Origin of the sequence: Paracoccus sp. 08 (assembly GCF_024105395.1) — a bacterium.
Lineage (GTDB): Bacteria > Pseudomonadota > Alphaproteobacteria > Rhodobacterales > Rhodobacteraceae > Paracoccus > Paracoccus marcusii.
The window spans coordinates 68,614-93,644 of the sequence record NZ_WEKR01000072.1 but is presented as its reverse complement, the minus strand read 5'-3'; the positions used below and the strand labels follow the sequence as shown (position 1 = coordinate 93,644).

Below are 25,031 nucleotides of genomic sequence, written 5' to 3'. Positions count from 1 at the left end.
ACTTGTGGCTGACCCGCCCGCGCCCTAAAGACGGGCGGGACACGACCACGAGGAAGGCCGCGCCATGTCACAGCTGCGTACCAAGGGCAAATCGACCATCGTCTGGATCCTGATGGGTCTGATGGTGCTGGGGCTGGGAGGCTTTGGCATCACCAGCTTTTCGGGCGGCACGACCGAGATCGGATCGGTCGGCGACACCAAGATCACGGCCGACGACTATGCCCGCGCCCTGCAATCGGAAATGAGCGCCTTTTCCCAGCAGACCGGCCAGCAGATCACCATGCAGCAGGCGCAGCAGATGGGGCTGGCGCAGTCGGTGCAGGCCAACCTGATCGCGGCGGCCGCGCTGGCGGAACAGGCGCGCGCCATCGGCGTGTCGGTGGGCGATGCGCAGGTTGCGCAGACGATCATGCAGGCGGGTGCGTTCCAGGGCCCGAACGGGTCGTTCGACCGTGCCGCCTATGCCGAGGTGCTGCGCCGCGAGAACCTGACCGAGGCCGATTTCGAGGCGACCGTGCGCGACGACGAGGCGCGCCTGCTTTTGCAGCGCGCCGTCGTGGGCGGCGTGACCGCGCCGGCGCCGATGGTCGACCAGACCGCGCGCTGGCTGCTGGAGACGCGCGATTTCAGCTGGCGCGAACTGACCGAGGACGAGTTGCCCGCCCCCGTGGCCGAGCCCGACGACGCGACGCTGCGTGCCTGGCATGCGGCCAATGGCGACCGCTTCACCGCGCCCGAGACGCGCGCGATCACCTATGCCTGGGTGACGCCCGACATGCTGTCCTCCGAGGTGCAGCTGGACGAGGCCGCGCTGCGCGATACCTATCAGCTGAACATCGACCAGTTCCAGCGCCCCGCGCGCCGGATGGTCAGCCGCCTGGTCTTTCCCGACGAGGCACAGGCGCAGGCCGCCCGCGAGCAGATCGACGCCAACACCGCGCCGTTCGAATCCTTCGTCCTGCAGCGCGGGCTGACGCTGGACGACGTTGATCTGGGCGAGGTGACCGAGGCGCAGCTGGGTTCAGCGGCCGAGGCCGTGTTCGCGCTGGACCAGCCGGGGGTCGTGGGCCCGCTGCAGACCGATCTGGGCCCTGCGCTGTTTTCGGTGAACGCGATCCTGGACCCCGTCGACATTCCCTTCGAGGAAGCGCGCGAAGGCCTGCGCGGAGAGGCGGCGCTGTCCGCGGCCGCGCGCCAGATCCAGGACCGCATCGCGGATCTGGAGGACGCGCTGGCAAGCGGCGCGACGCTGGAGGAGCTGGCCGAGGATACCGAGCTGGAACTGGGCCAGATCGACTGGACCGCCGACGCGGTGCCGGCCGAGGGCAGCATCGCCGGATACGAGGCGTTCCGCGAACGTGCCGCCCAGATGGAAAGCACCGATTTCCCCGAACTGGCCGAACTGGCGGATGGCGGCGTCTTCGCGATGCGCCTGGACGAGATCGTGCCCCCGACCCTGCGCCCCTTCGAAGAGGTCCGCGACGAGGTTCTGGCCGATTGGCGCCGCGCCGAGGTCCAGCGCCAGCTGCTGGAACTGGCCGCCGATCTGAGCCTGGCCGAGGTCGCCCAGACCGAGGCGACCCCGGGCGAGGCGCAGGCCGACGACGCCTCCGCCTGGACGACCGAAACCGGCCTGGCGCGCAGCGACTGGATGGACGGACTGCCCCCGCAGCTGCTGTCGCAGGCCTTTGCCGTGACCGAACCCGGTCAGGCCGAGGTCGTCGATGCGGGCGACCGGGTGTTCGTCGTGCGGCTTGACCAGATCAACGATGCCGACCTGTCCCAGCCCGATGCCGCGCAGGTGCTGGACGGGGTGCGGTCGCGTCTGGATCAGTCGCTGCAGGTCGACCTGTTCGACTATTACGCCCGCTATGCGCAGCGCCAGTCCGCGGTCGAATTGAACCAGTCCGCGATCAACGCCATCAACGCCCAGGTCCAGTGATGCAGCTGACGCCGGAATTTCCGCAGTTCGAGGCCGAATGGGTCGCAGGCCGCAACCAACTGGTGACCATCCGGCTGGCCGCGGACCTGGACACCCCGGTCAGCCTGATGCTGAAGCTGGCCGAGGCCGCACCGCAGAGCTTCATGCTGGAATCGGTCACGGGCGGAGAACTGCGTGGCCGCTATTCGATCGTCGGCATGAAGCCAGACCTGGTTTGGGAATGCCGCGACGGTCAGGCGCGGATCAACCGGCAGGCGCGGTTCTCTCAGGACTTCGAGGATGATACCCGCCCGGCGCTGGACAGCCTTCGGGCCCTGATTGCGGAAAGCCGGATCGACGCGATGCCCGAGGGCGTGCCGCCGGTCGCGGCGGGCCTGTTCGGCTATCTGGGCTATGACATGATCCGGCTGGTCGAGGATCTGCCGGATGTGAATCCCGATCCGCTGGACCTGCCGGACGCGATGATGATGCGCCCGTCGGTTGTGGCCGTGCTGGACGGCGTGAAGGGAGAGGTGACCCTGTGCGCCCCGGCTTGGCATGACGGTACCGACAATGCGCGCGCGGCCTATGCGCGGGCGGCGGAACGGGTCATGGATGCGCTGCGCTCGCTTGATCGGCAGCCGTCAGAGCCGCGGGTGATGGGCGACGACACGCAGATCGGCGCGCCGGTGTCCAATTTCGCCAAACCCGATTATCTGGCCGCGATTGAGACCGCCAAGGATTACATTCGCGCGGGCGACATCTTTCAGGTCGTTCCCAGCCAGCGGTGGCGGATGGACTTTCCGTTGCCGCCCTTCGCACTTTACCGCAGCCTGCGGCGGACCAACCCGTCGCCCTTCATGTTCTTCCTGAACATGGGCGGTTTCCAGATCGTCGGTGCAAGCCCCGAGATCCTGGTCCGCCTGCGCGACGGAGAGGTGACGATCCGCCCCATCGCCGGAACGCGGCCCCGCGGCGCGGACGAGGCGGAGGATCGTGCGCTGGAGGCCGATCTTCTGTCCGACCAGAAGGAATTGGCCGAACACCTGATGCTGCTGGATCTGGGCCGCAACGACGTGGGTCGCGTCGCTAGGCCCGGCACCGTCCGCCCGACCGAGCAGTTTGTGATCGAACGCTATAGCCATGTCATGCACATCGTGTCCAACGTGGTCGGAGAGCTGCGGGAGGGCGAGGACGCGCTGTCCGCGCTGTTGGCGGGCCTGCCTGCCGGGACGGTGTCGGGCGCGCCCAAGGTCCGCGCGATGCAGATCATCGACGAGCTGGAGCCTGAAAAGCGGGGCGTCTATGGCGGGGCAGTCGGCTATTTCGCGGCCAATGGCGAGATGGACATGTGCATCGCGTTGCGCACCGGCGTGGTCAAGGACAAGGCGCTGTATATTCAGGCTGGCGGGGGCGTCGTCTACGACAGCGACCCCGAAGCGGAGTTCGAGGAAACGGTCAACAAAAGCCGTGCCCTGCAACGCGCCGCAGAAGGCGCGTCGCGGTTCGTCCGCGGAAACAGCTGAGTGCAACGAAAAACGGCGGCCAAAGGGCCGCCGTTCTTTAGTCAGGATCGCAACTCAGTTGGCGGGTGCGGGCTCGGTCGTCGTACCGTCTGCCGGTTCCGTTGCCATCGTGTCCGCCGGCTCGGTCGCCATCGTGTCGGCGGGTTCAGCCATACCGTCGGCGGGTTCGGCCGCCATGTCACCTGCAGGTTCGGTCGCCATTGTGTCGGCAGGCGGGGTCGCGGTGCCGGTCGCCATCGGGTCCGCAGCAGGAGCCGCTGCCGGGTCAGCGGCCGGGTCGCTCATCATGTCGCCGGCCGGTGCTTCCTGATCGCGGAACACGTATTCGGGTGCGGCTTCGGCCTCTTCGCGAGTCAGATCACTGGTGATCTCTTGCGCGTCCGAATTGATGGTCAGGTCAGCCCACGGCAGGGCGATCTGCTTCTGGCCGATGCCGAGGAAACCACCCACGCCGATGATCGCGGCCTTCATCTCGCCGGTGTCTCCATCGACGATCAGGTCGCTGATCGAGCCGATATCGGTGCCATCAGGCGACGTCACGCTTGCGCCGGTGATCCAGTCGATGCGCCATTCGTTTTCAGCCTGCTGAACCTCGACCTTTTCTGCAGCGGATGCGGCAGCGGCGGCTTCATCGGCGTCTTCAGTGGCCATATCGTCCGTGGCCATGTCACCCGTCGCCATGTCGCCAGTTCCGGAGTCGGTCATGGGGGCGGTCTCGGCGGGCTCCATCGCGGGATCAGCGGCAGGCGCCGTATCCTGCGCGAATGCCGCGCCAAGGGTCAGAGGCAGAGCAAGGGTGGTGGTCAAAAGCAGCTTACGCATGTCTTTGGTCTCCTGTGTGTGCCTTGCGGGTTGCTTGGGCAGCCCGCCATTGGGTGCTTAATGCACCGGCATCACGTCAGGTTCCCGCCCTGTCGGTGACAGAAATGTCAGGGGTTCGCCAAGCCCCTGATATCGTTTCAGTCTTCGCCGCGGAAAGGTTGCACGTACTGCAATGCCATGTCCCATGGGAAGAAGATCCAGGTGTCCTGGCTGACCTCGGTCACATAGCTGGCGACCATCGGCTTGCCCTTGGGCTTGGCATAGACGGTGGCCAGGTGCGCCTTGGGATACATCTCGCGGATCAGTTCCAGCGTGCGTCCCGAATCAACCAGGTCGTCCACGACCAGGATGCCCTCGCCGTCGCCCATCAGTTCGTGGTCGGGGCGCTTGAGGACCTCCAGCTGGCCCTGGCCCGCTTCCGTGCCGACGCCCTTGTAGGAACGGATCGAGATCGTGTCGATGGTCCGGATGTCCAGTTCCCGGGCGACGATCATCGCGGGGACAAGCCCGCCGCGAGTCACGGCGACCACGGCCCGCCATTCGGTGCCGTCCATGCGCCATGCCAGGGCGCGCGCGTCGCGGTGCAGCTGGTCCCAGCTGACATGGAAGCCTTTTTCGTGCGGCAGGCGGTCGTTCATCGTTGTCTCCTTCACGGGCGCAGGACCAGGGACAGGCCAAGGGCGGCGATCGCCAGCCCGGCCCCCCGGTCGATCCAGAATTTCAGGGCCGCATAGCGCCGTCGCAACAGCGACAGGGCCATCAGGCTGGCCAGTGCGGTATAGAAGAACAGCTCGACCGACAAGGCCACGGCATAGATGGCGCCCTTGTCGGCGACACTCAGCGCTGCGGGGAAGATCGACAGCAGCACTGCGGAATAGAACAGCGCCGGTTTCGGGTTCGACAGATTCAGTGCCATGCCGGACCACAGGCTCATCCCGCCCGCCGCGGCGTCGGGCATCGGGTCGCGGGCATGGATCCACATCAGGATGCCGATGCGGATCAGATAGGCCCCGCCCAACAGTTTCAGCAGGATCAGGGTCCAGGGGGCGACGCGGAACAGGGCTGTCAGTCCCAGCAGTGCGACCAGGCACCAGACCGACGCGCCGATCGCCAGACCCCACCCATAGGTCAGCGCGCGTCTGCGCCCCAGGGCAAAGGCGCCCTGGCTGACGGCGATCACGCCGGGTCCGGGTGACAGGATCGCGGCCGACAGCGTGGCCACGAAGATGCCCATCTGTTCGGCCGTGATCTGGATCATCGGGGCGGCGTGTCCGTCAGTCCTTCTTGACGGTCGCGATGTCGGGGGCGTCGACGGCCTTCATGCCCACGACGTGATAGCCGGCATCGACGTGATGCGTCTCGCCTGTCACGCCGGCACCAAGGCGCGACAGAAGGTACAGGGCGGAATTGCCGACATCTTCCTGCGTGACATTGCGACGCAGCGGAGAGTTCAGTTCGTTCCACTTCATGATGTAGCGGAAGTCGCCGATGCCGCTGGCGGCCAGCGTCTTGATCGGTCCGGCGCTGATCGCGTTGACGCGGATGTTGTCCTTGCCGAAATCCTCGGCCAGATAGCGGACCGAGGCTTCCAGCGCGGCCTTGGCGACGCCCATCACGTTGTAATGCGGCATGACGCGTTCGGCGCCGTAATAGGTCAGCGTCAGCATCGACCCGCCATCCTTCATCATCGCGGCCGCGCGGCGCGCGACGGCGGTGAAGGAATAGACCGAAATGTCCATTGTCATCAGGAAGTTGTCACGTGTCGTCTCGGCATAGCGGCCGCGCAGCTGGTCCTTGTCCGAAAAGCCGATGGCATGGACGACGAAATCCAGCCCGTCCCATTTCGCGCCCAGATCCGCGAACAGGGTATCGATCGATGCCTCGTTCGACACGTCGCAGGGCAGCACCGTGTCCGACCCCAGCTGCGCCGCCAGCGGATCGACGCGCTTCTTCAGCGCATCGCCCTGATAGCTGAACGCCAGTTCCGCACCCTCGGCCGCCAAGGCCTTGGCGATGCCCCAGGCGATCGACTTGTCGTTGGCCAATCCCATGATGAGACCGCGCTTGCCGGCCATCAGGCCGGGCCTCTGCTCGCTTGACATGTCCTGTCCCTCACGCTTTCAACCGTTTCAAAGGTGATTAGGGCAAGTGTCCTGTCGCAGCAAGCATAAGGAATGCGCGATGAGTGATCGGACCGGAATCTTTGCGGGCGACGACCCGTTCGACATCGCCCGTGCTTGGCTGGAAGAGGCGCGGGCGTCCGAGCCCAATGACCCGAATGCCATCGCGCTGGCCAGCGTCGATGCAGCCGGGCTGCCGGATGTGCGGATGGTCCTGCTCAAGGATATCGACGGGCAGGGGCTGGACGGATCCTTCGTCTTCTATACCAACTATGACAGCGCCAAGGGCCGCCAGATCGAGGCCTCGGGCAAGGCGGCCTTCGTGATGCACTGGAAATCGCTGCACCGGCAGATCCGCGTGCGCGGCACCGTCACCCGAGAGGACGGACCCCAGGCCGACGCCTATTACGACAGCCGCGCGCTGCAGAGCAGGTTGGGGGCTTGGGCCTCGCGCCAGTCGCAACCGCTGGATGCCCGCGCGACGCTGGTGGCCGAGGCCGCCAAGGCCGGGCTGCGCCACGGTCCGCGCCCTGCGCGGCCGCCGTTCTGGGGGGGCTATCGCATCACTCCGTCGCATCTGGAATTCTGGGCGGACGGCGCGTTTCGCCTGCACGACCGGTTCCGGTGGACCCGCGACGCGGATGCCGGATGGTCGGTCGAACGGCTCTATCCATGACCTGCCGCGATATGTCGTCGCAGGAACGGAACCAACTTTTGTTAACCTCGTTGGCATAGTCTCGCCTCCAAGCCACTGTTGTGTTGTAGTCAGTGGAGGGGGTCATTACTGTCCTAGGACAATCGGCTAGCGTGAATACGGAAATGCGATGACAGAAGACGGCAGCCTCAAGCTGGTGACAGGGTTGGTCAAGTGGTTTGACCCCTCGAAAGGCTATGGCTTCATTCTGGACGAAAACGGCGGCAGCGATATTCTGTTGCACGGCAACGTGTTGCGCAATTTCGGCCGCAGTTCCGTCGCCGATCAGTCACGCGTGCAGGTGCTGGTGCAGCATACCAGCCGCGGCGTGCAGGCCGCCGAGGTCGTTTCGGTCGAGCCACCCGCCACCGACGGACAGGCCCCGATCGCCGACCTGGACATCGACATCATCGAGAACCTCGACAGCCTGCCGCTACGGCCAGCGCGTGTGAAATGGTTCGACAAATCCAAAGGCTTCGGGTTCGCCAACATCTTCGGTTACTCCGAGGATGTCTTCATCCATATCGAGGTCCTGCGCCATTCCGGTTTTGCAGACCTCGCCATCGGGGAGGCGCTTTGCCTGCGCATCGTCGAGGGCCCGCGTGGCCTCATGGCGGCACAGATCGCGGCATGGGATGCGGCGCAGACGACCCATGACGAAAAGGCGCAGGCCGAATCGCTTCACAACTCGCTTCCCCATGTTGCGGAGTAGCCTTGCCGCCGCCCTGTTGCTGGCGCTGGCTGTGCCGCTTGCGGCCCAACCCATCGTCCCGCCAGCCGATGCGCAATGCAGGTCGGATGCGGCGCTGATTCGCACAGCTGGCGACAAGGCTCTGTCCTTTCAGATAGAGGTTGCCGACACACCCGAATCACGGGCCCAGGGCCTGATGTTCCGCAGAAACCTGCCTGCGGGACAGGGAATGCTGTTCGTCTATCCCGAACCCCAGCCGGTCAGCTTCTGGATGCGCAACACGCTGATCCCGCTTGACCTGATCTTCTTCGACGAAACCGGCGTGATCCGTCATATCCACCGCAACGCCCGCCCCTTGGACGAAACGCCGATCCCCGGTGCCGCCGTCGGCGATCCGCAGCCGGACCGCCTGATGGTCCTGGAAATCGCAGGAGGCGAGGCGGCAAGGTTGGGCCTTGCTGCCGGCCAGCAGCTGGCTCATCCCGCGCTGGATCGCACTACCGCAGCTTGGCCGTGCCGCTAGGGCTTTCCACCGCCGCGCCCTTGCGCTAAAGCGCGGGTGTCGGGGCGTAGCGCAGCCTGGTAGCGCGACGGTTTTGGGAACCGTAGGCCGTAGGTTCGAATCCTATCGCCCCGACCACCGGTTAACTTCCTTCACTCGTGATAGTTTGCGCTTTGGCATGCGGCTATGTGCTAGCTTACGCCGCTTGGACCTTAGAGGCCGAACATATCTGACATGGCTGGCAACAAGCCTACGTCCCCTCCATGGTGTCCGCCGCATTCTCAAGTGATCAGCCAATATCCGTTGTGATTTCGTTAAGATCGGCGCATGTTTCCAGGGTCATGACCCATTAGTGGGTTTCGACCCCCTTGCCGGCGTGTTTCACGCTCCCGAACTGATGGGGGCATGCTGAGCAATCTTTTTTGGCTGAGTGACGAGCAGATGGCGCGGCTGCGGCCGTTCTTTCCAAAGAGCCATGGCCGCCCACGGGTCGATGATCGGCGGGTCTTGAGCGGGATAATCTTCATCAATCGTAATGGCTTGCGTTGGTCCGATGCGCCGCCAGAGTGTGGTCCACCGAAGACCCTCTACAACCGATGGAAGCGCTGGAGCGACATCGGTGTTTTCGCCCGGATGATGGAGGTTCCGAAGCCGCCGACCGGAAGACAGTGATGATTGACGCCACCTATCTCAAGGCGCACCGCACAGCTTCAAGCCTGCGGTTGAAAAAGGGGGGCGTGGCAGGCTGATTGGGCGGACGAAGGGTGGCATGAACACCAGTTGCATGCCGTCACGGACGCGAACGGCCGCCCGATCAAGTTCTTCATGACAGCCGGTCAGGTCAGCGACTACACCGGCGCGGCGGCCCTGCTGAGCAATCTGCCCGAGGCCGGATGGCTATTTGCCGATCGGGGCCATGACGCCGACTGGTATCGTGAAGCATTGCAGGACAAGGGCATCACGCCATGCATTCCTGGCCGGAAATCCCGAGGCAAGCCCGTCACATACGATAAACGCCGCTACCAGCGGCGCAATCGTATCGAGATCATGTCCGGCAGGCTCAAGGACGGGCGCCGCGTCGCGACCCGCTACGACAGGTGCCCGAAGGGCTTTCTGTCCGCCATCGCTCTCGCTGCAACTGTCATCTCCTGGCTTTGAAAATTAACGAGACTGGAGCCTAGTGAAGGCGATGGACCAGTGCGTCGTGCCGATGGTCGTCAAGCATGCAGAACGCGGATAGGTTGTGACGGACATGGCAGGTTGTGCCATCCACCCGGGTCCTGTTAGCAGATCACGGCACGGATGGAACAGACAGTGGCCGACGTGTCGTTTGACGCCATTTGTCTTACCCCGGTGGCCGCAGCCGCCGGGCGGATGGTGCAGGACCACTTTACTAGAGATACCAAGGCTGCACAGATCACTGACACGTACCCCGATGTGCAGAGACCTTGACGAAAGCACCCACCATCCGAGGATAGCAGGTCTTGTTTGGTCACTGTGAGACCGAGATCAGCAGCCAGTGCAGCGAGCAACGACCTGGAAAGTACGGATGATAGTGGACACGTCCAGCGCCAAGCTTATCTCGCGAGAGTAGCGTTCGTCGAACACCGCACGGGTCGCGAAGGTCGAGCCGTTGCGGACCGAGACCTGCCACAGGCCGGTCAGGCCGGGGCGGTGTGCCGCGTAGTAGACGCCCGGGTACAGGACGCGCTGTTCGGGCATCATCGGCCGGGGACCGACCAGGCTCATGTGGCCCAGGATCACGTTGATCAGCTGCGGCAGCTCGTCCAGCGAGCTCTTGCGCAGGAATGCACCGATCTTTGTGACGCGCGGGTCGTTGCGCAGCTTCTGATCGGCATCCCACTCTGCGCGGGCGGCGGGGTTGGCGGCCAGATAGGCCTCCAGCAATTGATCTGCTTGGGGCTTCATGGTGCGGAACTTGTACAGGCGGAACGATTTCCACCCGCGGCCAAGACGGTTCTGTGTGTAGATAGGCGACCCGCCGTCCAGCATGACCGCCAGCGCGACCAGGACCATGACCGGGATCAGGAACGGCAGCGCAAGTAGGATCAGGGACAGGTCAAGCAGACGCTTGCCACCGTTATCATACACTTTGGGGAGTTCGATCCCGGCGACCGGGTTGGTGGCCTGCGAGGAGCCGAGCTCGTGGCCGTCATTCGACTGTAGCATCTACGTTATCTCCACACTCGTGACAAAAATCGATAAACTTTTAACTAAAAGACGCGAACCGTCGCAAAGGCTCATGAGCCGGTTTTATCCAACGCACCAATATAGATACAAGTTGTACAAAAAGATGGTCCGTCGCTGCGGTTTCACCTTTTGATTTAAGGACCGACGCAACTTTGCACGCTTAAGTTGTTAATCTCGGCTGTTTTCACCCGCATGACAGCATTTGACAGTCAGGTTTTAGCGGGTTCCCTCAAAACGACCGGAATATTGTCCGGAAAGTCAAATTCTGGATCAATTCAATTTGATCTATTAACCAAGATATAAGATCGGCCTTGGTGCACACTCCCTGCGGGTGTGCTCAGGCGGCCATCGCATTCCTGCAACCGGAAATTGCGCAGGGCCGCGTTAGCGGCCGCGATCCCAATCCTGCGATGGGCGGCCAAGGCGGACCGCGACGGTGACCGTCGCGTAAACTGCAAACCCGACCGGATCGGTCAGGCCGAGCCGCAGCATACGACCCAGGAACGGACGGTCGCCCGTTGCGTTCTGCTGCAAGTCGGGATAGCGCTCCGCCAGCTGCGCGGTGCCCGCATCCTGGCGTCGGCGAACGCGGATCAGGCGGCGAAACCCTTCCGTGATGGGCCACGCGTAAGGAACCTCGACCCGCGTCCGTTCGGCCGAGGAAAAGTTCAGCCGTGCGAACCCGTCGTCAGCGATCACGGGCGGAAACTGGTCCCACCGAGCGCGCCCTTCTGCGTTCATTGCGAACAGGCCGGCCCCCGTCACGCCGGTGGCGACAAAAGGAAGCTTTTGCCAGAACCGCGCATAGGCCCGCGACAGCAGGTTCCGGGCCGGCGGCACGATCAGCCTGGCCCCCGCATAGCGCGCACCCGGCCCCGACAAGGCGGTATGCAGCGCGTCGATCATGCCCGGTCCGATCACCACATCGGCATCCAGATAGATGCGCATTCCACCTGTCGCCGCAGCGTCGCCCATGTTCAGTGCGGCGATCTTGTTCCCGATGGCGGTTTCCAGCACCGAGACCTGCCAGCCCGCCGTCGTCAGAGCGGGCGCGGCATCGCGGGCCAGTTGTGCAGTGGCATCTGTACAGCCATTCGCGATCACGACGATCTGGTGCGACACGCCGGGCACAAGACGTTGCGCACACAACCCGCGCAGACAGGCGCCGATCCCGGCTTCCTCCTGATGGGCGGGCAGGATGACGCTGATACCATCAATATCCATCGCAGTGATCCCTATCCATGCCCCGTGCCTTCGCCTTATCGCCCGCGGGTTGCGCTCTGGCAATGCCGTAACGATGCAGCCTTATCCCATTGCCGCAAACCCCGCCGCGGGCTTAGATCGGACCATGAAGATGGAGGAACAGACCAGTGTCGCGCAGGCGATCCGGGCGATGCTGCCGCAGGGCGTCGGACTGGCCGTGTGCGATATCGACGTCCCGCAGCCGCCTCTCTGGCCGGAGGAGGAGGCAGCGGTAGGACGCGCGGTCCCCTCGCGCATCCGCGAATTCACTGCGGGCCGCGCGGCCGCACGGCTGGCCATGACCGATGTGGGCCTGATGCCTGCCGCCGTCACCACGACCGCAGCGCGGGCACCGGCCTGGCCGCCGGGCCTGTCGGGCAGCATCACCCACACAGCGCGGATCGCCGCGGCCGTCGCGTCGCGGCAAGCGGATTGGCCGGCGATCGGCCTGGATTTGGAGCGTGCGGAGCCGATGTCGGACGACATGGCGGAACTGATTCGCCACCCGTTGGACAGTGTCGATCCAGTGCTTTCCGAACCACTGGCAGCGACACTGCTGTTCAGTGCCAAGGAAGCTGCGTTCAAGGCCCAGTTTCCACTGACCGGGTTGTGGATCGACTATAGCCAAGCGCCGCTGACCATCACGGCCGACGGTTTCACCCTCAGCGTGCAAGGCGTCCCCCTGAGCGGCCGGTGGCGACGTGCAGGCGGACTGTTCGCAACAACGGTCCTGATAGGGAAGGAGCATGCCGACGCATTGAGGCTAGGCGGAGGCGTTTGGAGTGTCTGACGCGCAGTCTGAAACTCCAATATTGTTCTATGACATTGAGGGGAGAAAGTGATCCAGCAGCGCGATCTGCTAATAAACAATATTTGCAATATTATCGCATTTTTGTTGACAATTGATGAAAACACATCTTCCGATTATTAGAATTGAAGTTTCTAAATTGCCAAACCTCTTTGCATGCTGTTCACTTCATCGAGGAAGCCACGCCACCCAATTTCAAACCGCTATTGTATCGCGCTAAGGAATAATTTGTTTTACGGCGCTTGGGCGCCTGGATACCGTTACGTCCACTGACATCGCGGCCAACCAAAAAATCGGCTTTTAGTCTCGTCGATGCTGTCGATTTGTGATGATCGGGTCTGGCCCGAGCAGTCGGGCCGTAAGGTCTGGCGCGTCTGCGAAGGCTGGCCTTTCGGGTTGACGAAGCCGTGGCGGCTGGCGCTACTCAATCCCTGCAGCGTCAAGATGATACGACGGATTACCCTTTGAATACGTTATCTTAACAGATGTCAGAGAAATCGCTCTGCTGATGAAAAATGCCGCCAACCACCACCCTCCGGCAAACCTGATCGACACGTTCACCCCATGCCGCTGAACCGCGGCCTCGCCGCGCTGACCGTCCTTACAGCGGCTGCCGTACCGACAATCCAAAAGGTCCGTCAAACATCAGTCATTTCTGCCATTTTCCACCGCATTATTCTTGCTAAGGTGCGGATGCTCCGGCATTGGCCGGCCGCGGGGACAAGACGGGACATGACGTGACGAACGCTGCAGCGCCTGACCGCCGGACGCTGTCCGACAAGCTGATGCAGGGGCTGGGCGCGGCGCTTCTGGCCCGCAGGTCTTTGCGCCATCAGGTGGTGTTCGCCCTGTCGGCGATCGTGCTGTCGACCGCGCTGCGCTTTGCGTTGAACGATGCGCTGCCGCCCGGATTTCCGTTCCTGACCTTCTTTCCCGCCGTCATGCTGACGCTGGTTTTCTCGTCGCTGCGGTCCGGATTGGCCGTGGGCGTGGCCTGTGGGGTGATCGCGTGGTATTTCTTCATCGAACCGGTGCGCAGCCTGGCCATCACGCCGGGAGCCATCGTCGCCCTGCTGCTCTATGCGCTGATCATTGCCACGGACGTGGTGTTCATCACCGCCGCAGGTCGGGCCCTGGAACAGCGCATGGCCGCCGAACAACGGGCCAACGCGTTGGCGACATCACGCAGCCTGATGTTCTCTGAACTGCAGCACCGGATCTCGAACAACCTGTCCACGGTCGCGGCGCTGCTGCGCCTGCAGTCCCAGCTGGTCGCGGACGAGACCGCGCGCCAAGCGCTGGTCGCGTCGCAGACCCGCATCCGGTCGATATCGCTGCTGCAGCGGCGGCTGCATTCACCGGACCTGCAAACGCTGGACGCGGCCGAATACCTGCGCGAGGTTCTGCATGACGTGGTGGAGGTCACGGGCGCAGGCGACGTCAATCTGGACTTCAGCGCCGACAGCCTGCCGCTGCCGCATGACACGGCCGTCCCTTTGGGTCTGATCGCCAGCGAACTGGTGATGAACGCCATCGAACACGGCGCCCCCGAAGGCCGCGACACGGAGATCACCGTCAGGCTGAACGTCGACGCGGCCACCCCTGACGGACGCATCCCCGCGACGCTGCGCATCGTGGACCAAGGCCCTGGCCTGCCCGAAGGCTTCGATCTGGAGACGTCGGACAGCTTGGGACTGATCGTCGCACGCCAGTTCGCGACGGCGCTGAACGGCCAACTGACGCTGGCGAAAGGCAAGGACGGCGGCACGGTGGCGCGGCTGGACTTCCTGATCGACCCGACCAGCATTTGATGCCGGAACGGACGCCCACGGGCGGCGTTTCGAACCCATGGACACACATATGACCGCCAGGACCATCGCGATCGTCGGCACCGGCCCGACCGGCATCTATACGCTGCTGCACCTTCTGGACACGGGCCTGCCGCTGGCGGTCACGCTGTACGAAAAGGGACCGCGTGCCGGGATCGGCATGCCCTATTCACCCGAGATGTCGAACCGCGCGATGCTGGCCAACATCGCCAGCATCGAGATACCGCCGATTGCGACCACCTATCTGGACTGGCTGCAGGATCAGCCGGATGCGCGGCTGAGATCCTACGGCCTGGACCCCCAGGACCTGGACGAGCGTCAGTTCACGCCGCGCCTGCTGCTGGGCGAATATTTCCGCGACCAGCTGATGGCGCTGGTCGATCGGGCGCGGTCACGGGGCCACCGGATCGACATCTGCGAGGCGACCGAGGTTCTGGACATCCAGTCCGACGATGCAGGCCTAAGCGTGATGACGGCGGATGGGTGCGACGGTCCCTTCGACCGCGTGATCGTCGCCACAGGCCACGCCTTTCCCGATGAGGACGAGGCCACCCGCAGCTATTTCCCCAGTCCCTGGTCCGGACTGATCGAGGCCGACATTCCCGCCGTGCGGGTCGGCATCATGGGCACCTCTCTCAGTTCGATCGACGCGGCGATGGCGGTGGTGAACCAGCACGGTCGTTTCCGCCGCAAAGGTGATGACCTGCGCTTTGATCTGGACCCGGCATCGGCGGATCTGCGGATCGTGATGATGTCGCGGTCGGGCGTCCTGCCCGAGGCCGACTTCTATTGCCCCATCCCCTATGAACCCCTGACCATCGCCACCGCCCCGGCGCTGGCCGCCTGCCTGTCGACCCCGGCGCCCTTGGACGCGGCCTTCGAGCTGGTCCGGGCCGAGATCATGCAGGCCGACCCGGCCTTTGCGCTGAGGATCGGGTTGGGCGGGTTGGACGCGGACAGCTTTGCCGATGCCTATTTCGCCGCGCGCGAGGCCGCCGATCCGTTCAAATGGGCCCGCGCCAATCTGGACGAGGTCGAACACAACAAGGCGAACAAGATCACCGTCGCCTGGCGCTATGCCCTGCTGCGCATGCATGAACAGGTCGAGGAGATCGTGCCGGACCTGTCCGACGACGACCGCGACCGGTTCGACAGGGGTCTGAAGAAGGTGTTTGTCGACAACTATGCCGCAGTCCCGTCGGAATCGATCCGACGCGTGCTGGCGCTGCGCGATGCCGGCATCTTGTCGATCATGCCCCTGGGCGAGGATTACGACATGACCCGCGATGGCGCAGAGACCGTCATCGTCCATGACGACCGCACCGAACGCTTTGCCGTGTTCATCGATGCACGGGGGCAAAAGCCCCTCAGCACCGAAGACCTGCCCTTCCCGACCTTGCGGCGCGCGCTGCTGGATGCGGGTCACGAAATTCCCGATGTCGCGCAGGATTACAGCCTGCTGGGCGCGGATCCATTCAGTGGCAGGCTGTGTTTGGCGGCGATCCCCTACCTGATGCACGACCGCCCGTTCGTTCAGGGGATCACGGCCTGTGCCGACATCGCAGAGTCCATTGCGCGGGGCATGGCGACCGGACGCCGTCGCAGGCTGGTGTCGTAGGACCGACTGACAAAGATCAGGTCGCAATGCTTCCATTAAACATCCATATGGATGGTACAAGGAAGGGATAGCAATCATGGCGACCGCCTCTCCGGCCCGGACGGCCGATACCGAAAAGATCACCATCAATCTGGGCTTCGTCGATTTGGGACGGATCGACCTGCTGGTGCGCGAAGGCTTCTATGCCAGTCGCAGCGACCTGATCCGCACCGCGATACGGGCGCAGCTGGACCGACACGACGCCTCGGTGGCCCCGGCCATCGTGCGCGACGATTTCGTGATGGGTCTGCGCGATCTGTCCCGGGCCGAACTGGAGGCCCTGCACGCCGCGAACCAGATGCTGGACCTGCGGGTGATCGGGCTTGCCCGCTTTGCCCGCGACATTCCCCCGGACCTGATCACCGCCACGATCCGCTCGATCGAGGTTCTGGGCACCATCCAGGCGGATGCCGGGGTCAAGGCGGCGCTGGACGCCTGCCGAACGAACAAGGGAACACGATGATGACCGAACAGATGCCGATGAACATGGCCCGCATCACCGAACTGATGCGGTCGGGCGATCTGGCGCAAGCCACGCAGATGATCCAGTCGGGATTGGGCGGGGGCGCGATGCCGCGCATGCCGGGTGGCGGCCTGTCGATGCCGCAGATGCCCCGGATGTCGGCCGGCTTTCCCGCAGGTGCGGCCATGCGCGACAGCACGCCGATGGACATCCCCCAGGGGGCCAGCTGGACCACACATCAGCATCAGGCGGCAGCGCAGTCGCGCGACTATCGCCTGTACCTGCCCGCGTCGCTGGAGGGGCGCCCGGCTGCAGGACTGTTGCTGCTGCTGCACGGCTGCACACAGGACCCGGATGATTTCGCCCGCGGTACCGGCATCATGCCGGCGGCAGAGCGCCATCGGATGATCGTCGTGGCCCCCGCACAGACGTCACAGGCCAACATGAACCGCTGCTGGAACTGGTTCGAGGCCCGTCATGCCGCCCGCGACGGCGGAGAGGCCGCCTTTCTGGTCGACCTGAGCCGCAGCGTCGCCCACGACCACGCCGTGGCCCCCGACCGGCGCTTTGCCGCGGGACTGTCGGCCGGCGGGGCGATGGCGGTGATCCTGGGCGCGGTCTTTGCGGACGATTTCGGTGCCGTGGCCTGTCATTCGGGCCTTCCCAACGGGGCGGCTACGGACATGGCGGGTGCGTTCCAGGCGATGTCGCAGGGCGGCTCCGATCAGGGTCAGGGTGTGGGCTGCCGGCTGTTCGTCGTGCATGGCGCGACCGACAAGACCGTGTCGCCGCGCAATGCCGATGCCGTGGTGGCGCAGGCGCTGCGGCGGCAACCCGGCCTGACCCGACGCGCGGCGGATGCACGGCTGAATGACCGTGCCGTGCACATCGGCCGTTACCGCGACGCTGCGGGCACGTTGCGGATTGAGACATGGCGGGTTCAAGGACTGGGTCACGCCTGGTCCGGTGGTCAGCCATCCGGCAGCCACACCGCTCCGGGGCCCTTGGCCACTAATGCGATGATGGCGTTCTTCCTGGCGTGACGAAAACGGCCCCCGGATCGCGGGGGCCGTCCTATGCGGTCAGGCGTCGTGGTCGTCGTATTCGGCGGCCGCGTCGTTCACCGAATCCTCGGCCAGTTCGGTCAGCTTGGTGTCGGCCGCGCTTTCCTGGGCCAGGATCCCCTCCAGATGGGTCTTCGCCTCATCCATACCCAAGGCCTCGGCAAAGGCGCGCATCGAGCCGTAACGCGTGATCTCGTAATGCTCGACCGCCTGACAGCTGAAGATGATCGCGGCGTCGGCGGCAACGCTGTCACCGAAATCCTCCAGCAGGCTTTCACCCTCTTCCAGGATGCCGTCGATGGCGTCGCATTTCACGGCCTTGGCACGCTTGCCCAACAGCTCGAAAATCGCCTCCAAGGTCTCGATCTGGCCTGCGGTCTCCTCGCGATGCGCGGTAAGGGCGGCGATCAGGTCGGGATGGTCTGCCGCCTTGATCATCTTGGGCAGCGTCTTGTAGATCTTCTTCTCGGCGTAATACATGTCCGCCAAGGCGTGTTCGAACAGATCCGCAAGGCCCTTGTCCGTCGCCGCGGGCTTGGGGGCCTTGGCCTTGGATTTCGCAGCGACAGCCTGCGACCGCTTGGTGCGGGCCTCGGCGGTGGGTTTCGCGGTCTTTTGCCCTGCCGCGCGGGCGGATTTCTTGGTCGCGGTCTTGGTCTTGGTGTCGTCGGAGGCGGTTGCCATGATGTCTCTCCCTGGCCCGGCAGGATCGCGGGGCCGTATCCTGTCGATGAAACGGGCGGTCGTGACGCGACGTTCCGTTGACATAAGTTCAGTCGCGCTTGGCCCTGTCCCACAGCCGGCGCACGACCAGCGCCGAGACCAGACCCAAGACCGCACCGGCCGCGACATCGCCCGGATAGTGCTTGCCCCGTGGCACCTGGATTCCCGCGATCATCGCCGCGACCCCCAGGGCGGGCACGGCCATGTGCGGCAGATCGCGCGCGACGACGACGGCCACCGCCACCGCACCCGCCGTGTGCCCCGAAGGAAAGGACGTCTCGTGCCCGCCCCGGCTTTCGCCGGGCTCGCAGCGATAGTCCTGCCGCTTGATCATCTCGACCGGGCGGGTGCGGCGAAAGCGGTTCTTGATCACCCGCTTGACCGAATTGGCCAGGACATGAGCCGCCATCATCCGCAGGCCGGTGCGCGCGACATGATCCTGCCCCCACAACGCGCCGCCCAGGATCACGCTGCCGCAAACCAGGGACAGGGGCACCTGGTCGGCCACCTCGCTCAGCGTGCCGACGGCCTTGACGACGGGATGGTGGCGGTGGCGCGCGGCTTGGGCGGCGGCCTCCTTGTCGGCCTGTTCCAGCGGGCCCGCATCATCGGCGCCGGGGGTGCGGATCGTGGTGTTCATCGGGAAAAACTCTCGTCTGTTCGGGACCGGCCCACCCTTGGGCCGGTCGGCAGCGCAACGGCGCGTGACGCGCCCGGTTCCGGTATCATATGATGCGCGCGGCGGGACGGATGGCCGTCGGCGGGCATCCGCCCGTAGCGACGGAACCGGGGCCTTCGGGCCGTGTTGACCAGCGCCCCCGTGCAGGGGGCATGTCGGGGGACCATCATGACACTGAACATTTCGGGGCCGCGTCAGGCCCCGCACGACCTGCTGGGGCCGGACGCCAATGCCGCGGTCGCCGCGCCCGAGGGTCGGGTCGACATCGTGCGCATGGCCGCGTGGCTGGTCGTGGGCACGGTCATCATCGGCCTGCTGTATTACGGACAAGAGGTGCTGATCCCGTTGGCGATCGCCTTCCTGATCAGCTTTGCCCTGGGGCCGCTGGTCAAGGTTCTGGTCCGTCGCGGCATTCCGCAGGTGGCAGCGGTGTCGGTGGTCATGCTGACGGTCATCGCGATGCTGCTGGGGTTGGGCCTGCTGATCACGTCGCAGGTCAGCGTGCTCAGCGCCGAACTGCCCGCCTATCAGTCCACGATCCGCGCCAAGATCCAGGGGCTGGGCCAGCAGATGGAGGGGCCGGGCCTGTTCGACGGCGTGTTCCAGACCATCGCCACCGTCCAGGAACAGCTGGCCACCGCCCTGCAGGACGCCCCCGGCGCCGTGGCCGACCCGCTGGCCGTGACGGTCGTGGGCGACGGCCCGTCCCCCTTTGCCACCGCCAGCGCCTGGCTGGCCCCAGCCCTGGCGCCGCTGGCGACCCTGGGCATCGTGGTCGTCTTCGTGTTCCTTGTCCTTCTGGACCGGGGCGATCTGCGCGACCGTCTGATCCGCCTGCTTGGGGGTAACCTGCACCGCTCGACCGACGCGCTGGAGGAGGCGGGCAAGCGGATCTCGAAATACCTGCTGATGCAGCTGGTGGTGAACGTCACCTATGGCATTCCGATGGCGCTTGGCCTGTGGGCCATCGGGGTGCCGGGCTGGATCCTGTGGGGCACCCTGGCTGCGATCATGCGGTTCATTCCCTATGTCGGGCCGATGCTGTCGGCGATCTTTCCGCTGGCCCTGGCCTTCGCCGTCGATCCCGGATGGCAGATGGTGCTGATGGCACTGGCGCTGATCGTGTTCCTGGAACTGGTCAGCAACAACATCGTCGAGCCGATGCTGTACGGCACCTCGACCGGCCTGTCGGCGCTGTCGCTGATCGCGGCGGCGACCTTCTGGACAGCGCTGTGGGGGCCRCTTGGYCTGATYCTGTCGACGCCCCTGACGGTCTGCCTGCTGGTCGTGGGCCGCAACCTGCCGCAGCTGGCCTTCTTCGACACGCTGCTGGGATCGACCCCGGCGCTGGACCTGCCCACCCGCATCTATCAGCGCCTGATCGCCAACGATCCCGACGAGGCCTATGAAATCGCGTCCGACGCCATCCGCACGACCGGGATCGCCGCGTTCTACAACACGACGGGGATGGAGGTTCTGCGCCAGGCCAGCGACGATTACCACGCCAATGCACGGGTCGAGCATCGTCTGCGCGTGGTCGACGGCATGGACCAGCTGCTGGAAGACCTGCGCGAGGATCACCCGGCCACCCCCGCCGGCACCCCGCGCGTCGCCTGCATCGGCGGCAAGTGGCAGGTCGATGCCATTTCGGCCGAGATGCTGGTTCACGCCCTGGCGCTGGCCGACATTTCTGCGGTCCAGCGCGCGACCGGCACGGTCCCTGCGCGCTATGTCGACGGTTTGGACCTGGAGGGGATCGACACCGTCTGCATCGGCTATTTCAGTCGCGATCCGGACGCGGCGGTGCGCGGTTTCGTCCGGCGTCTGCGCCGTCGCTGGCCCGACCTTCGGATCGTCTTGGCCCTGTGGAACGCCCCCGAGGATCAGGCGGGCCCCGACCGGGCCGAGGCGCTTGGCGTCGATCAGATCGTGCTGTCCGTGGACGAGGCCGTCCAGTGGCTGACCCCGGCCCACGCAGACCGCGCCGCGATGCAGGCCCCCCCGCCCCCCGCGGACGAGGCCGCGCGTCTGGACGCCCTTGCCCAGACCGCGGTCCTGGACGGCCGCGCGCGCGAGGATCTGGACGATCTGGCCAAGCGCGCGGCGGATGTGTTCGATGTCAGTTTGGCGTTCATCTCCGCGATCGATGCCGATGCGGAATACATCGTCGGGCAGAGCGCGGACCTGCCCGGCCGCCGCACGGAGACCGAGCCGCGCATGAACTGGATGCCGCGGGCCGAGGCGATGTGCAATCACGTCATCGCCGCCGACGACACGCTGGTCGTGCCCGACACCGACCGCGATGTGCGGTTTTCGGACAACCCGGCGGTGCGCCAGTGGCAGGGACGGTTCTATGTCGGAACGCCGCTGCGCACGGCTGACGGCCATGTGCTGGGCGCCCTGTGCCTGATGGACCGCGAACCGCGCCAGATCGAGGATGCGGAACTGGACCTGCTGGACAAGATCGCCGCCGATGTCGTGGCGGTGATGACCGACCAGGATGCTGTGTTACTAGAGCCTCGGCAAGACGAGCCGACAGCGCCACGCAGCATCTTGGGTCAACGTATTCCAGATTAGAGACCGAGATGCTCAACTGACATATTGAAATAAAACCAATAACATTGGGCTCGTGGGCATCGCCATAAGGAAACGACAGCGTTGAAATTGACTAGTTTAAATGACACGCGCATCGGTGGCGGGTCATCTCAAAATCAGTAAGGTTTTTGATTTTCAACCACCGCAGGGCGCCACGTATTACGCTCAGACGCAAAAAATAGACTGATGCAGTGTCAGGTCGTTCCGACTATGGATATGTTTCGGCAAGAAACGCTGCCACATCCACAATCTGCTGGTCTGTCATGTCCTTTGCGACCGGCATCATCAGTGCGGCATTCGGCCCCTCGGCCTCTCCGGCGCGATACGCAAGCAAGCGTTCGACAAGGTAGTCGGCTGTCTGGGCCTCCAGCGCGGGAAAGACGGCCGTTCCACCCGCACTGCGCCCATGGCACTGCGCGCAGGCCGTGCGATACAGCGATTGGCCATCGTCGATATTCGCGCTAAGCGCGGCCAGTTCGGCCGGGATTGGGGCAGACGTGGCCGCATCCTGCGCCACCGCCGGCACGGAGAGCATCAGGGTGACCCCGAGGGCGAGGTAGGAAAGATTGGTCTTCATGTCAGATCCTTGATTGAAACCTGTCGAACGCCCGGCATTGGCAATCGGGGAGCAGCGCGTGCTGGAAAAAGGGCGATATTCGATGTGAATGCAGCAGCCAACGGGCGAGCTTGGTCTGTGAAACAAGCAGTATCGCAGGAGCATTCACCCCTGCGATACGACCAGCGTGTTTACTGCGGTGTCAGGCGATAGATGTCGCCTTCGTCGATGGCGGCGTACAGGTCGCCGTCAGGCCCAACGACTACGGCGCGGAAACGTCCCGGCTCCATCGGCAACGACATCGGGGTCACGTCGCCGACCGACATGCCATCATCAGCAAGGTCGATCACGTCGATGCGCTGGCCCGGGTCCGTGCCGCCAAAGCCGATGCCCATCACGCCGACGACAAGCCGGCCGTCCCAGTCACCCCACTTCTCGCCCTCGAGAAATGCTGCGGACGACGTTCCTTGCGACAGGCCATTGTTGTTCCATGCAGGCTTCATCGCATCGGGATATTCGTCCAGGTTGGTCATCGGCATGTATTCGGCGCGCTCTGCCGGATCCATGGCCTCCATCTGGTTGGGTTCATAGCCGCAATACCCGTCGGGGCAGTCGCTGCGCCCGGCGATGTTGGGTCGCGGGTCCCAACCCCCGTTGCCGCCCGCGACCAGCGCGGTGATCTCATCGGAATGCCAAGGGCCATGTTCGGACACGACAGGCTGTCCGGTTGCGGGGTGGAACGCGATGCCCTGAACGTTGCGATGGCCATAGGTGAAGATGCGCGGGTCAAAGCCCTCGGGTGCGCCATTGTCGGCGACGGCCTGGCCGTCACGGTCCACGCGCAGCACCTTGCCGCCCATCATGGTCGGGCTCTGAGGCACCTCGGGGTTGTGCGTATCGCCGGTGGTTACGAATAGATGCCCGTCCGGCGAAAAGCGGATGCGCCCGCCGTTATGTGCGCCGGGCCCGCCAAAGGGTTGATCGGACGCTTCGGGCTTGTAGGGGATGTCATCGATGATATCGATGCGGTCCGACACCTCGGTCAGATCGTCGTTGACGGTCAGCCGCATGACACGGTTGGTCCCCGGCGCCGTCATGTTGGACGCTGAATAGACGTAGACGTGCCGATTCTGTTCGAACTCCGGATCGACCGCGACGCCGTTCATCCCGGCCTGTCCCTCGCAGAACAGATCATCCCCCTGGAGCGGATAGCCTTCGGTCTCGCCGACCCCTAGCAGGGGCTGTACCTCACCCGACGCCAGGCGCACGGACAACCCGCGGCATTTCTCGGTGAAGAACATCGTTCCGTCGGGCAGGAATGCCATGTCCCACGGCTCTTCAAGACCGGTCAGAACAGTGGTGTGGGTCAACGACGGCCCGCTTTCTTGCGCAAGTGTCACCATCGGAACCACAGCGGCCACCGCCGCCGCAATCGCCAGCCTCCAATGGGCGCTTTTATCTTTGTTCAACATGTCCGATTTCCTCCCTCAACGCGCGTGGCCCGCGACGCAAATCACCTCCCTGATCGGCATCGTGGGTGGTTCTGAAAAGAACCTGCGGGGATGGTGCCTTTGACTTCCCCCAGATGTCAACGTGAGCTCATTCTGAATCATTGGCGTGGTTTCCGGCTTGTTTGCGCTACTGCCAGCGCCTGCTGATCGCTTTCGATGCTGTCGGAGAAGCCCACGCTGGTCGCCCGCCATGGGCGACGTGCGGTCGCCGATGGTTGTAGAGAATGAACCATTGGCCGATGCCAGCCTTGACCTGCGATCCCGCGTCAAAAGCTCGCAGGCAGACACATTCATATCTCCCTGCGCGGTCCTGCGATTGAGCGTCCTTCACAAGCGCTCACTTGCAGCATCATGTTGCCGATAAGCGGAAAACCCGACTACCCCGGTTGTTCAGTACTTACGAACCGCATCTTTGTTCACCACGGGCTGTAAACGCTGTGCACGTCTGGATTTCCGACTTGAGGACATCCTTGATCAAATCAAGGCGACATACCCGGCATAGGTTGCCATGAGGACGATCCCTGCAATCCGCGGCAGGCCCCCAAGCGCAAAGGCCAGCACGGAGAGACCCACGGCGGCAATCGTCACCCAGATCATGTCGATGGAGGCAAAGCGCGGATCAGCAGTGATCGGAGAGATCAGCGCGGTTGTGCCGAGGATGCCAAAAATGTTGAAGATGTTCGAGCCGACGATGTTGCCCACGGCGATCTCGGTCTGCTTGCGGATCGCTGCGATCAGGGACGTTGCCAGTTCCGGGAGCGAGGTTCCTACCGCCACGATCGTCAGGCCGATCACCGCCTCGGAAATGCCGAACGCGCGTGCCAATTCCGTCGCGCTGTCCACCAGAAGCCGGGCGCCGATGACGAGGACGATCAACCCCACCAAGGTCATTGCCCACGCCTTCCACTGCGGGGAATCCCCAAGCTCCACCTTAGGGGTTTCGACCTTGCTTGTCATGAAGGCGGTGACGAGGAAGACGATAAGGCCAGCAATCAGCAGCACGCCGTCCAGCCGGGTAACATTACCGTCCAGGAGCATGATCCAGATGGTCGCCGTCGCCAACAACATGAAGCCGATATCGCGCCAGAGCTTTTTCACAGGGATGATGAGCGGGGCAACGACCGCTGAAATGCCGAGGATCAGCAGGATGTTGGCGATGTTCGAGCCCAGGACGTTCCCGATCGCAATGGCGGGCTGACCGGCAAGCGCTGCTTGAACGGACACCAGCATCTCGGGTGCGGATGTTCCAAAGCCCACGATGGTCAGGCCGATCACCATCGGCGACAGGCGGAAATGACGGGCAATGGCCGTCGCGCCCCTGACCAGGGCTTCACCCCCAAAGAAAAGCGCCACAAGCCCCAGAACGAAAAGCAGATAGGTCATGATCAATCCCATATGGGCCCTGAGGCGCGGTTCA

General features: G+C 64.3%; 24 protein-coding genes, 1 tRNA gene and 1 pseudogene. 14 read left to right on the top strand and 12 right to left on the bottom strand.

Annotated features, from left to right (window positions below; all coding sequences use genetic code 11):
* Window positions 1–64: 64 nt before the first annotated feature.
* A complete protein-coding gene (locus GBO37_RS19275; RefSeq protein ID WP_252930496.1) occupies window positions 65–1,942 on the top strand; it encodes a SurA N-terminal domain-containing protein in 1,878 nt (625 codons plus the stop codon).
* Entirely contained in the window at window positions 1,942–3,447 is a 1,506-nt protein-coding gene (gene trpE / locus GBO37_RS19270; protein WP_252930495.1) for an anthranilate synthase component I, read from the top strand. Before GBO37_RS19275 ends, trpE begins: the two co-directional genes overlap by 1 nt.
* 54 nt (window positions 3,448–3,501) lie before the next feature.
* Here the strand turns inward: trpE and GBO37_RS19265 are convergent, their stop codons facing one another.
* The 4 genes from GBO37_RS19265 to fabI form a co-directional block, all read right to left on the bottom strand.
* Window positions 3,502–4,269, bottom strand: a complete 768-nt coding sequence (locus GBO37_RS19265; RefSeq protein ID WP_252930494.1) for a PRC-barrel domain-containing protein — start codon at window positions 4,267–4,269, stop codon at window positions 3,502–3,504.
* A gap of 137 nt (window positions 4,270–4,406) precedes the next feature.
* Window positions 4,407–4,907: a xanthine phosphoribosyltransferase gene (gpt, locus tag GBO37_RS19260; RefSeq protein WP_252930493.1), complete on the bottom strand. Its 501-nt coding sequence runs from the start codon at window positions 4,905–4,907 to the stop codon at window positions 4,407–4,409.
* A gap of 11 nt (window positions 4,908–4,918) precedes the next feature.
* Window positions 4,919–5,527 carry a LysE family translocator gene (locus tag GBO37_RS19255; RefSeq protein WP_252930492.1) on the bottom strand — a complete coding sequence of 203 codons (609 nt, stop codon included), beginning with the start codon at window positions 5,525–5,527 and terminating at the stop codon, window positions 4,919–4,921.
* Window positions 5,528–5,543: 16 nt separating this feature from the next.
* Window positions 5,544–6,371, bottom strand: a complete 828-nt coding sequence (gene fabI / locus GBO37_RS19250) for an enoyl-ACP reductase FabI (protein ID WP_045980836.1) — start codon at window positions 6,369–6,371, stop codon at window positions 5,544–5,546.
* A gap of 79 nt (window positions 6,372–6,450) precedes the next feature.
* Here fabI and pdxH point away from each other — a divergent pair, with 79 nt between their 5' ends.
* The 6 genes and pseudogenes from pdxH to GBO37_RS21500 form a co-directional block, all read left to right on the top strand.
* Window positions 6,451–7,065, top strand: coding sequence for a pyridoxamine 5'-phosphate oxidase (gene pdxH / locus GBO37_RS19245; protein WP_252930491.1), 615 nt, complete (start codon window positions 6,451–6,453; stop codon window positions 7,063–7,065).
* A gap of 148 nt (window positions 7,066–7,213) precedes the next feature.
* A complete protein-coding gene (locus GBO37_RS19240) occupies window positions 7,214–7,795 on the top strand; it encodes a cold-shock protein (RefSeq protein ID WP_252930490.1) in 582 nt (193 codons plus the stop codon).
* 94 nt (window positions 7,796–7,889) lie between these two features.
* Window positions 7,890–8,297 carry a DUF192 domain-containing protein gene (locus GBO37_RS19235; protein WP_371927643.1) on the top strand — a complete coding sequence of 136 codons (408 nt, stop codon included), beginning with the start codon at window positions 7,890–7,892 and terminating at the stop codon, window positions 8,295–8,297.
* A gap of 40 nt (window positions 8,298–8,337) precedes the next feature.
* Window positions 8,338–8,414, top strand: a tRNA-Pro gene (locus tag GBO37_RS19230).
* A 267-nt stretch (window positions 8,415–8,681) separates the two neighbouring features.
* The gene (locus tag GBO37_RS21505) at window positions 8,682–8,948 is read left to right on the top strand and encodes a transposase (RefSeq protein WP_256481215.1); all 267 of its coding nucleotides are present in this window, start codon (window positions 8,682–8,684) and stop codon (window positions 8,946–8,948) included.
* Between the two features lie 72 nt (window positions 8,949–9,020).
* A pseudogene (locus GBO37_RS21500) lies at window positions 9,021–9,434 on the top strand (IS5 family transposase); the annotation flags it as partial.
* 351 nt (window positions 9,435–9,785) lie between these two features.
* Here the strand turns inward: GBO37_RS21500 and GBO37_RS19220 are convergent.
* On the bottom strand, window positions 9,786–10,466 hold the full coding sequence (locus tag GBO37_RS19220; RefSeq protein WP_252930488.1) for a sugar transferase: 681 nt from the start codon (window positions 10,464–10,466) through the stop codon (window positions 9,786–9,788).
* Window positions 10,467–10,871: 405 nt separating this feature from the next.
* Window positions 10,872–11,711, bottom strand: coding sequence for a glycosyltransferase family 2 protein (locus tag GBO37_RS19215; protein WP_252930487.1), 840 nt, complete (start codon window positions 11,709–11,711; stop codon window positions 10,872–10,874).
* Between the two features lie 130 nt (window positions 11,712–11,841).
* Here GBO37_RS19215 and GBO37_RS19210 point away from each other — a divergent pair, with 130 nt between their 5' ends.
* The 5 genes from GBO37_RS19210 to GBO37_RS19190 all read left to right on the top strand — a co-directional run bounded on the left by GBO37_RS19210 (window position 11,842) and on the right by GBO37_RS19190 (window position 17,529).
* Window positions 11,842–12,519 (top strand): 4'-phosphopantetheinyl transferase, encoded by a 678-nt coding sequence (locus GBO37_RS19210; RefSeq protein ID WP_252930486.1) that lies wholly within the window; start codon window positions 11,842–11,844, stop codon window positions 12,517–12,519.
* A gap of 755 nt (window positions 12,520–13,274) precedes the next feature.
* Window positions 13,275–14,348 carry a histidine kinase dimerization/phosphoacceptor domain -containing protein gene (locus GBO37_RS19205; protein WP_252930485.1) on the top strand — a complete coding sequence of 358 codons (1,074 nt, stop codon included), beginning with the start codon at window positions 13,275–13,277 and terminating at the stop codon, window positions 14,346–14,348.
* A 49-nt stretch (window positions 14,349–14,397) separates the two neighbouring features.
* Window positions 14,398–15,984: an FAD-NAD(P)-binding protein gene (locus GBO37_RS19200; protein WP_252930484.1), complete on the top strand. Its 1,587-nt coding sequence runs from the start codon at window positions 14,398–14,400 to the stop codon at window positions 15,982–15,984.
* A gap of 76 nt (window positions 15,985–16,060) precedes the next feature.
* Window positions 16,061–16,486: a CopG family transcriptional regulator gene (locus tag GBO37_RS19195; protein WP_045983221.1), complete on the top strand. Its 426-nt coding sequence runs from the start codon at window positions 16,061–16,063 to the stop codon at window positions 16,484–16,486.
* Window positions 16,483–17,529, top strand: a complete 1,047-nt coding sequence (locus GBO37_RS19190; RefSeq protein WP_252930483.1) for a PHB depolymerase family esterase — start codon at window positions 16,483–16,485, stop codon at window positions 17,527–17,529. The genes GBO37_RS19195 and GBO37_RS19190 overlap by 4 nt, the downstream gene beginning before the upstream one ends.
* Window positions 17,530–17,568: 39 nt before the next feature.
* On the opposite strand, the gene GBO37_RS19185 is transcribed toward GBO37_RS19190, so the two are convergent.
* Both GBO37_RS19185 and GBO37_RS19180 read right to left on the bottom strand, forming a co-directional pair.
* Window positions 17,569–18,234, bottom strand: coding sequence for a ferritin-like domain-containing protein (locus GBO37_RS19185; RefSeq protein ID WP_252930482.1), 666 nt, complete (start codon window positions 18,232–18,234; stop codon window positions 17,569–17,571).
* An 88-nt stretch (window positions 18,235–18,322) separates the two neighbouring features.
* Window positions 18,323–18,913: a phosphatase PAP2 family protein gene (locus tag GBO37_RS19180; protein WP_252930481.1), complete on the bottom strand. Its 591-nt coding sequence runs from the start codon at window positions 18,911–18,913 to the stop codon at window positions 18,323–18,325.
* A 207-nt stretch (window positions 18,914–19,120) separates the two neighbouring features.
* Here GBO37_RS19180 and GBO37_RS19175 point away from each other — a divergent pair, with 207 nt between their 5' ends.
* Entirely contained in the window at window positions 19,121–21,529 is a 2,409-nt protein-coding gene (locus GBO37_RS19175) for an AI-2E family transporter (protein ID WP_252930480.1), read from the top strand.
* Window positions 21,530–21,755: 226 nt separating this feature from the next.
* Here the strand turns inward: GBO37_RS19175 and GBO37_RS19170 are convergent, their stop codons facing one another.
* The 4 genes from GBO37_RS19170 to GBO37_RS19160 all read right to left on the bottom strand — a co-directional run bounded on the left by GBO37_RS19170 (window position 21,756) and on the right by GBO37_RS19160 (window position 24,997).
* Window positions 21,756–22,124 carry a c-type cytochrome gene (locus GBO37_RS19170; RefSeq protein WP_252930479.1) on the bottom strand — a complete coding sequence of 123 codons (369 nt, stop codon included), beginning with the start codon at window positions 22,122–22,124 and terminating at the stop codon, window positions 21,756–21,758.
* Between the two features lie 170 nt (window positions 22,125–22,294).
* Entirely contained in the window at window positions 22,295–23,575 is a 1,281-nt protein-coding gene (locus GBO37_RS19165; RefSeq protein WP_252930478.1) for a sorbosone dehydrogenase family protein, read from the bottom strand.
* A 166-nt stretch (window positions 23,576–23,741) separates the two neighbouring features.
* Window positions 23,742–23,945 (bottom strand): integrase core domain-containing protein, encoded by a 204-nt coding sequence (locus tag GBO37_RS21720; protein ID WP_371927638.1) that lies wholly within the window; start codon window positions 23,943–23,945, stop codon window positions 23,742–23,744.
* 143 nt (window positions 23,946–24,088) lie between these two features.
* Entirely contained in the window at window positions 24,089–24,997 is a 909-nt protein-coding gene (locus tag GBO37_RS19160) for a calcium/sodium antiporter (RefSeq protein WP_252930477.1), read from the bottom strand.
* Window positions 24,998–25,031: the final 34 nt, after the last annotated feature.

Coding starts and splice junctions, on each gene's coding strand:
- GBO37_RS19275 (WP_252930496.1), top strand. CDS start 65: ATGTCACAGCTGCGTACCAAGGGCAAATCGACCATCGTCTGGATCCTG.
- trpE (WP_252930495.1), top strand. CDS start 1,942: ATGCAGCTGACGCCGGAATTTCCGCAGTTCGAGGCCGAATGGGTCGCA.
- GBO37_RS19265 (WP_252930494.1), bottom strand. CDS start 4,269: ATGCGTAAGCTGCTTTTGACCACCACCCTTGCTCTGCCTCTGACCCTT.
- gpt (WP_252930493.1), bottom strand. CDS start 4,907: ATGAACGACCGCCTGCCGCACGAAAAAGGCTTCCATGTCAGCTGGGAC.
- GBO37_RS19255 (WP_252930492.1), bottom strand. CDS start 5,527: ATGATCCAGATCACGGCCGAACAGATGGGCATCTTCGTGGCCACGCTG.
- fabI (WP_045980836.1), bottom strand. CDS start 6,371: ATGTCAAGCGAGCAGAGGCCCGGCCTGATGGCCGGCAAGCGCGGTCTC.
- pdxH (WP_252930491.1), top strand. CDS start 6,451: ATGAGTGATCGGACCGGAATCTTTGCGGGCGACGACCCGTTCGACATC.
- GBO37_RS19240 (WP_252930490.1), top strand. CDS start 7,214: ATGACAGAAGACGGCAGCCTCAAGCTGGTGACAGGGTTGGTCAAGTGG.
- GBO37_RS21505 (WP_256481215.1), top strand. CDS start 8,682: ATGCTGAGCAATCTTTTTTGGCTGAGTGACGAGCAGATGGCGCGGCTG.
- GBO37_RS19220 (WP_252930488.1), bottom strand. CDS start 10,466: ATGCTACAGTCGAATGACGGCCACGAGCTCGGCTCCTCGCAGGCCACC.
- GBO37_RS19215 (WP_252930487.1), bottom strand. CDS start 11,711: ATGGATATTGATGGTATCAGCGTCATCCTGCCCGCCCATCAGGAGGAA.
- GBO37_RS19210 (WP_252930486.1), top strand. CDS start 11,842: ATGGAGGAACAGACCAGTGTCGCGCAGGCGATCCGGGCGATGCTGCCG.
- GBO37_RS19200 (WP_252930484.1), top strand. CDS start 14,398: ATGACCGCCAGGACCATCGCGATCGTCGGCACCGGCCCGACCGGCATC.
- GBO37_RS19195 (WP_045983221.1), top strand. CDS start 16,061: ATGGCGACCGCCTCTCCGGCCCGGACGGCCGATACCGAAAAGATCACC.
- GBO37_RS19190 (WP_252930483.1), top strand. CDS start 16,483: ATGATGACCGAACAGATGCCGATGAACATGGCCCGCATCACCGAACTG.
- GBO37_RS19185 (WP_252930482.1), bottom strand. CDS start 18,234: ATGGCAACCGCCTCCGACGACACCAAGACCAAGACCGCGACCAAGAAA.
- GBO37_RS19180 (WP_252930481.1), bottom strand. CDS start 18,913: ATGAACACCACGATCCGCACCCCCGGCGCCGATGATGCGGGCCCGCTG.
- GBO37_RS19170 (WP_252930479.1), bottom strand. CDS start 22,124: ATGAAGACCAATCTTTCCTACCTCGCCCTCGGGGTCACCCTGATGCTC.
- GBO37_RS19165 (WP_252930478.1), bottom strand. CDS start 23,575: ATGTTGAACAAAGATAAAAGCGCCCATTGGAGGCTGGCGATTGCGGCG.
- GBO37_RS19160 (WP_252930477.1), bottom strand. CDS start 24,997: ATGACCTATCTGCTTTTCGTTCTGGGGCTTGTGGCGCTTTTCTTTGGG.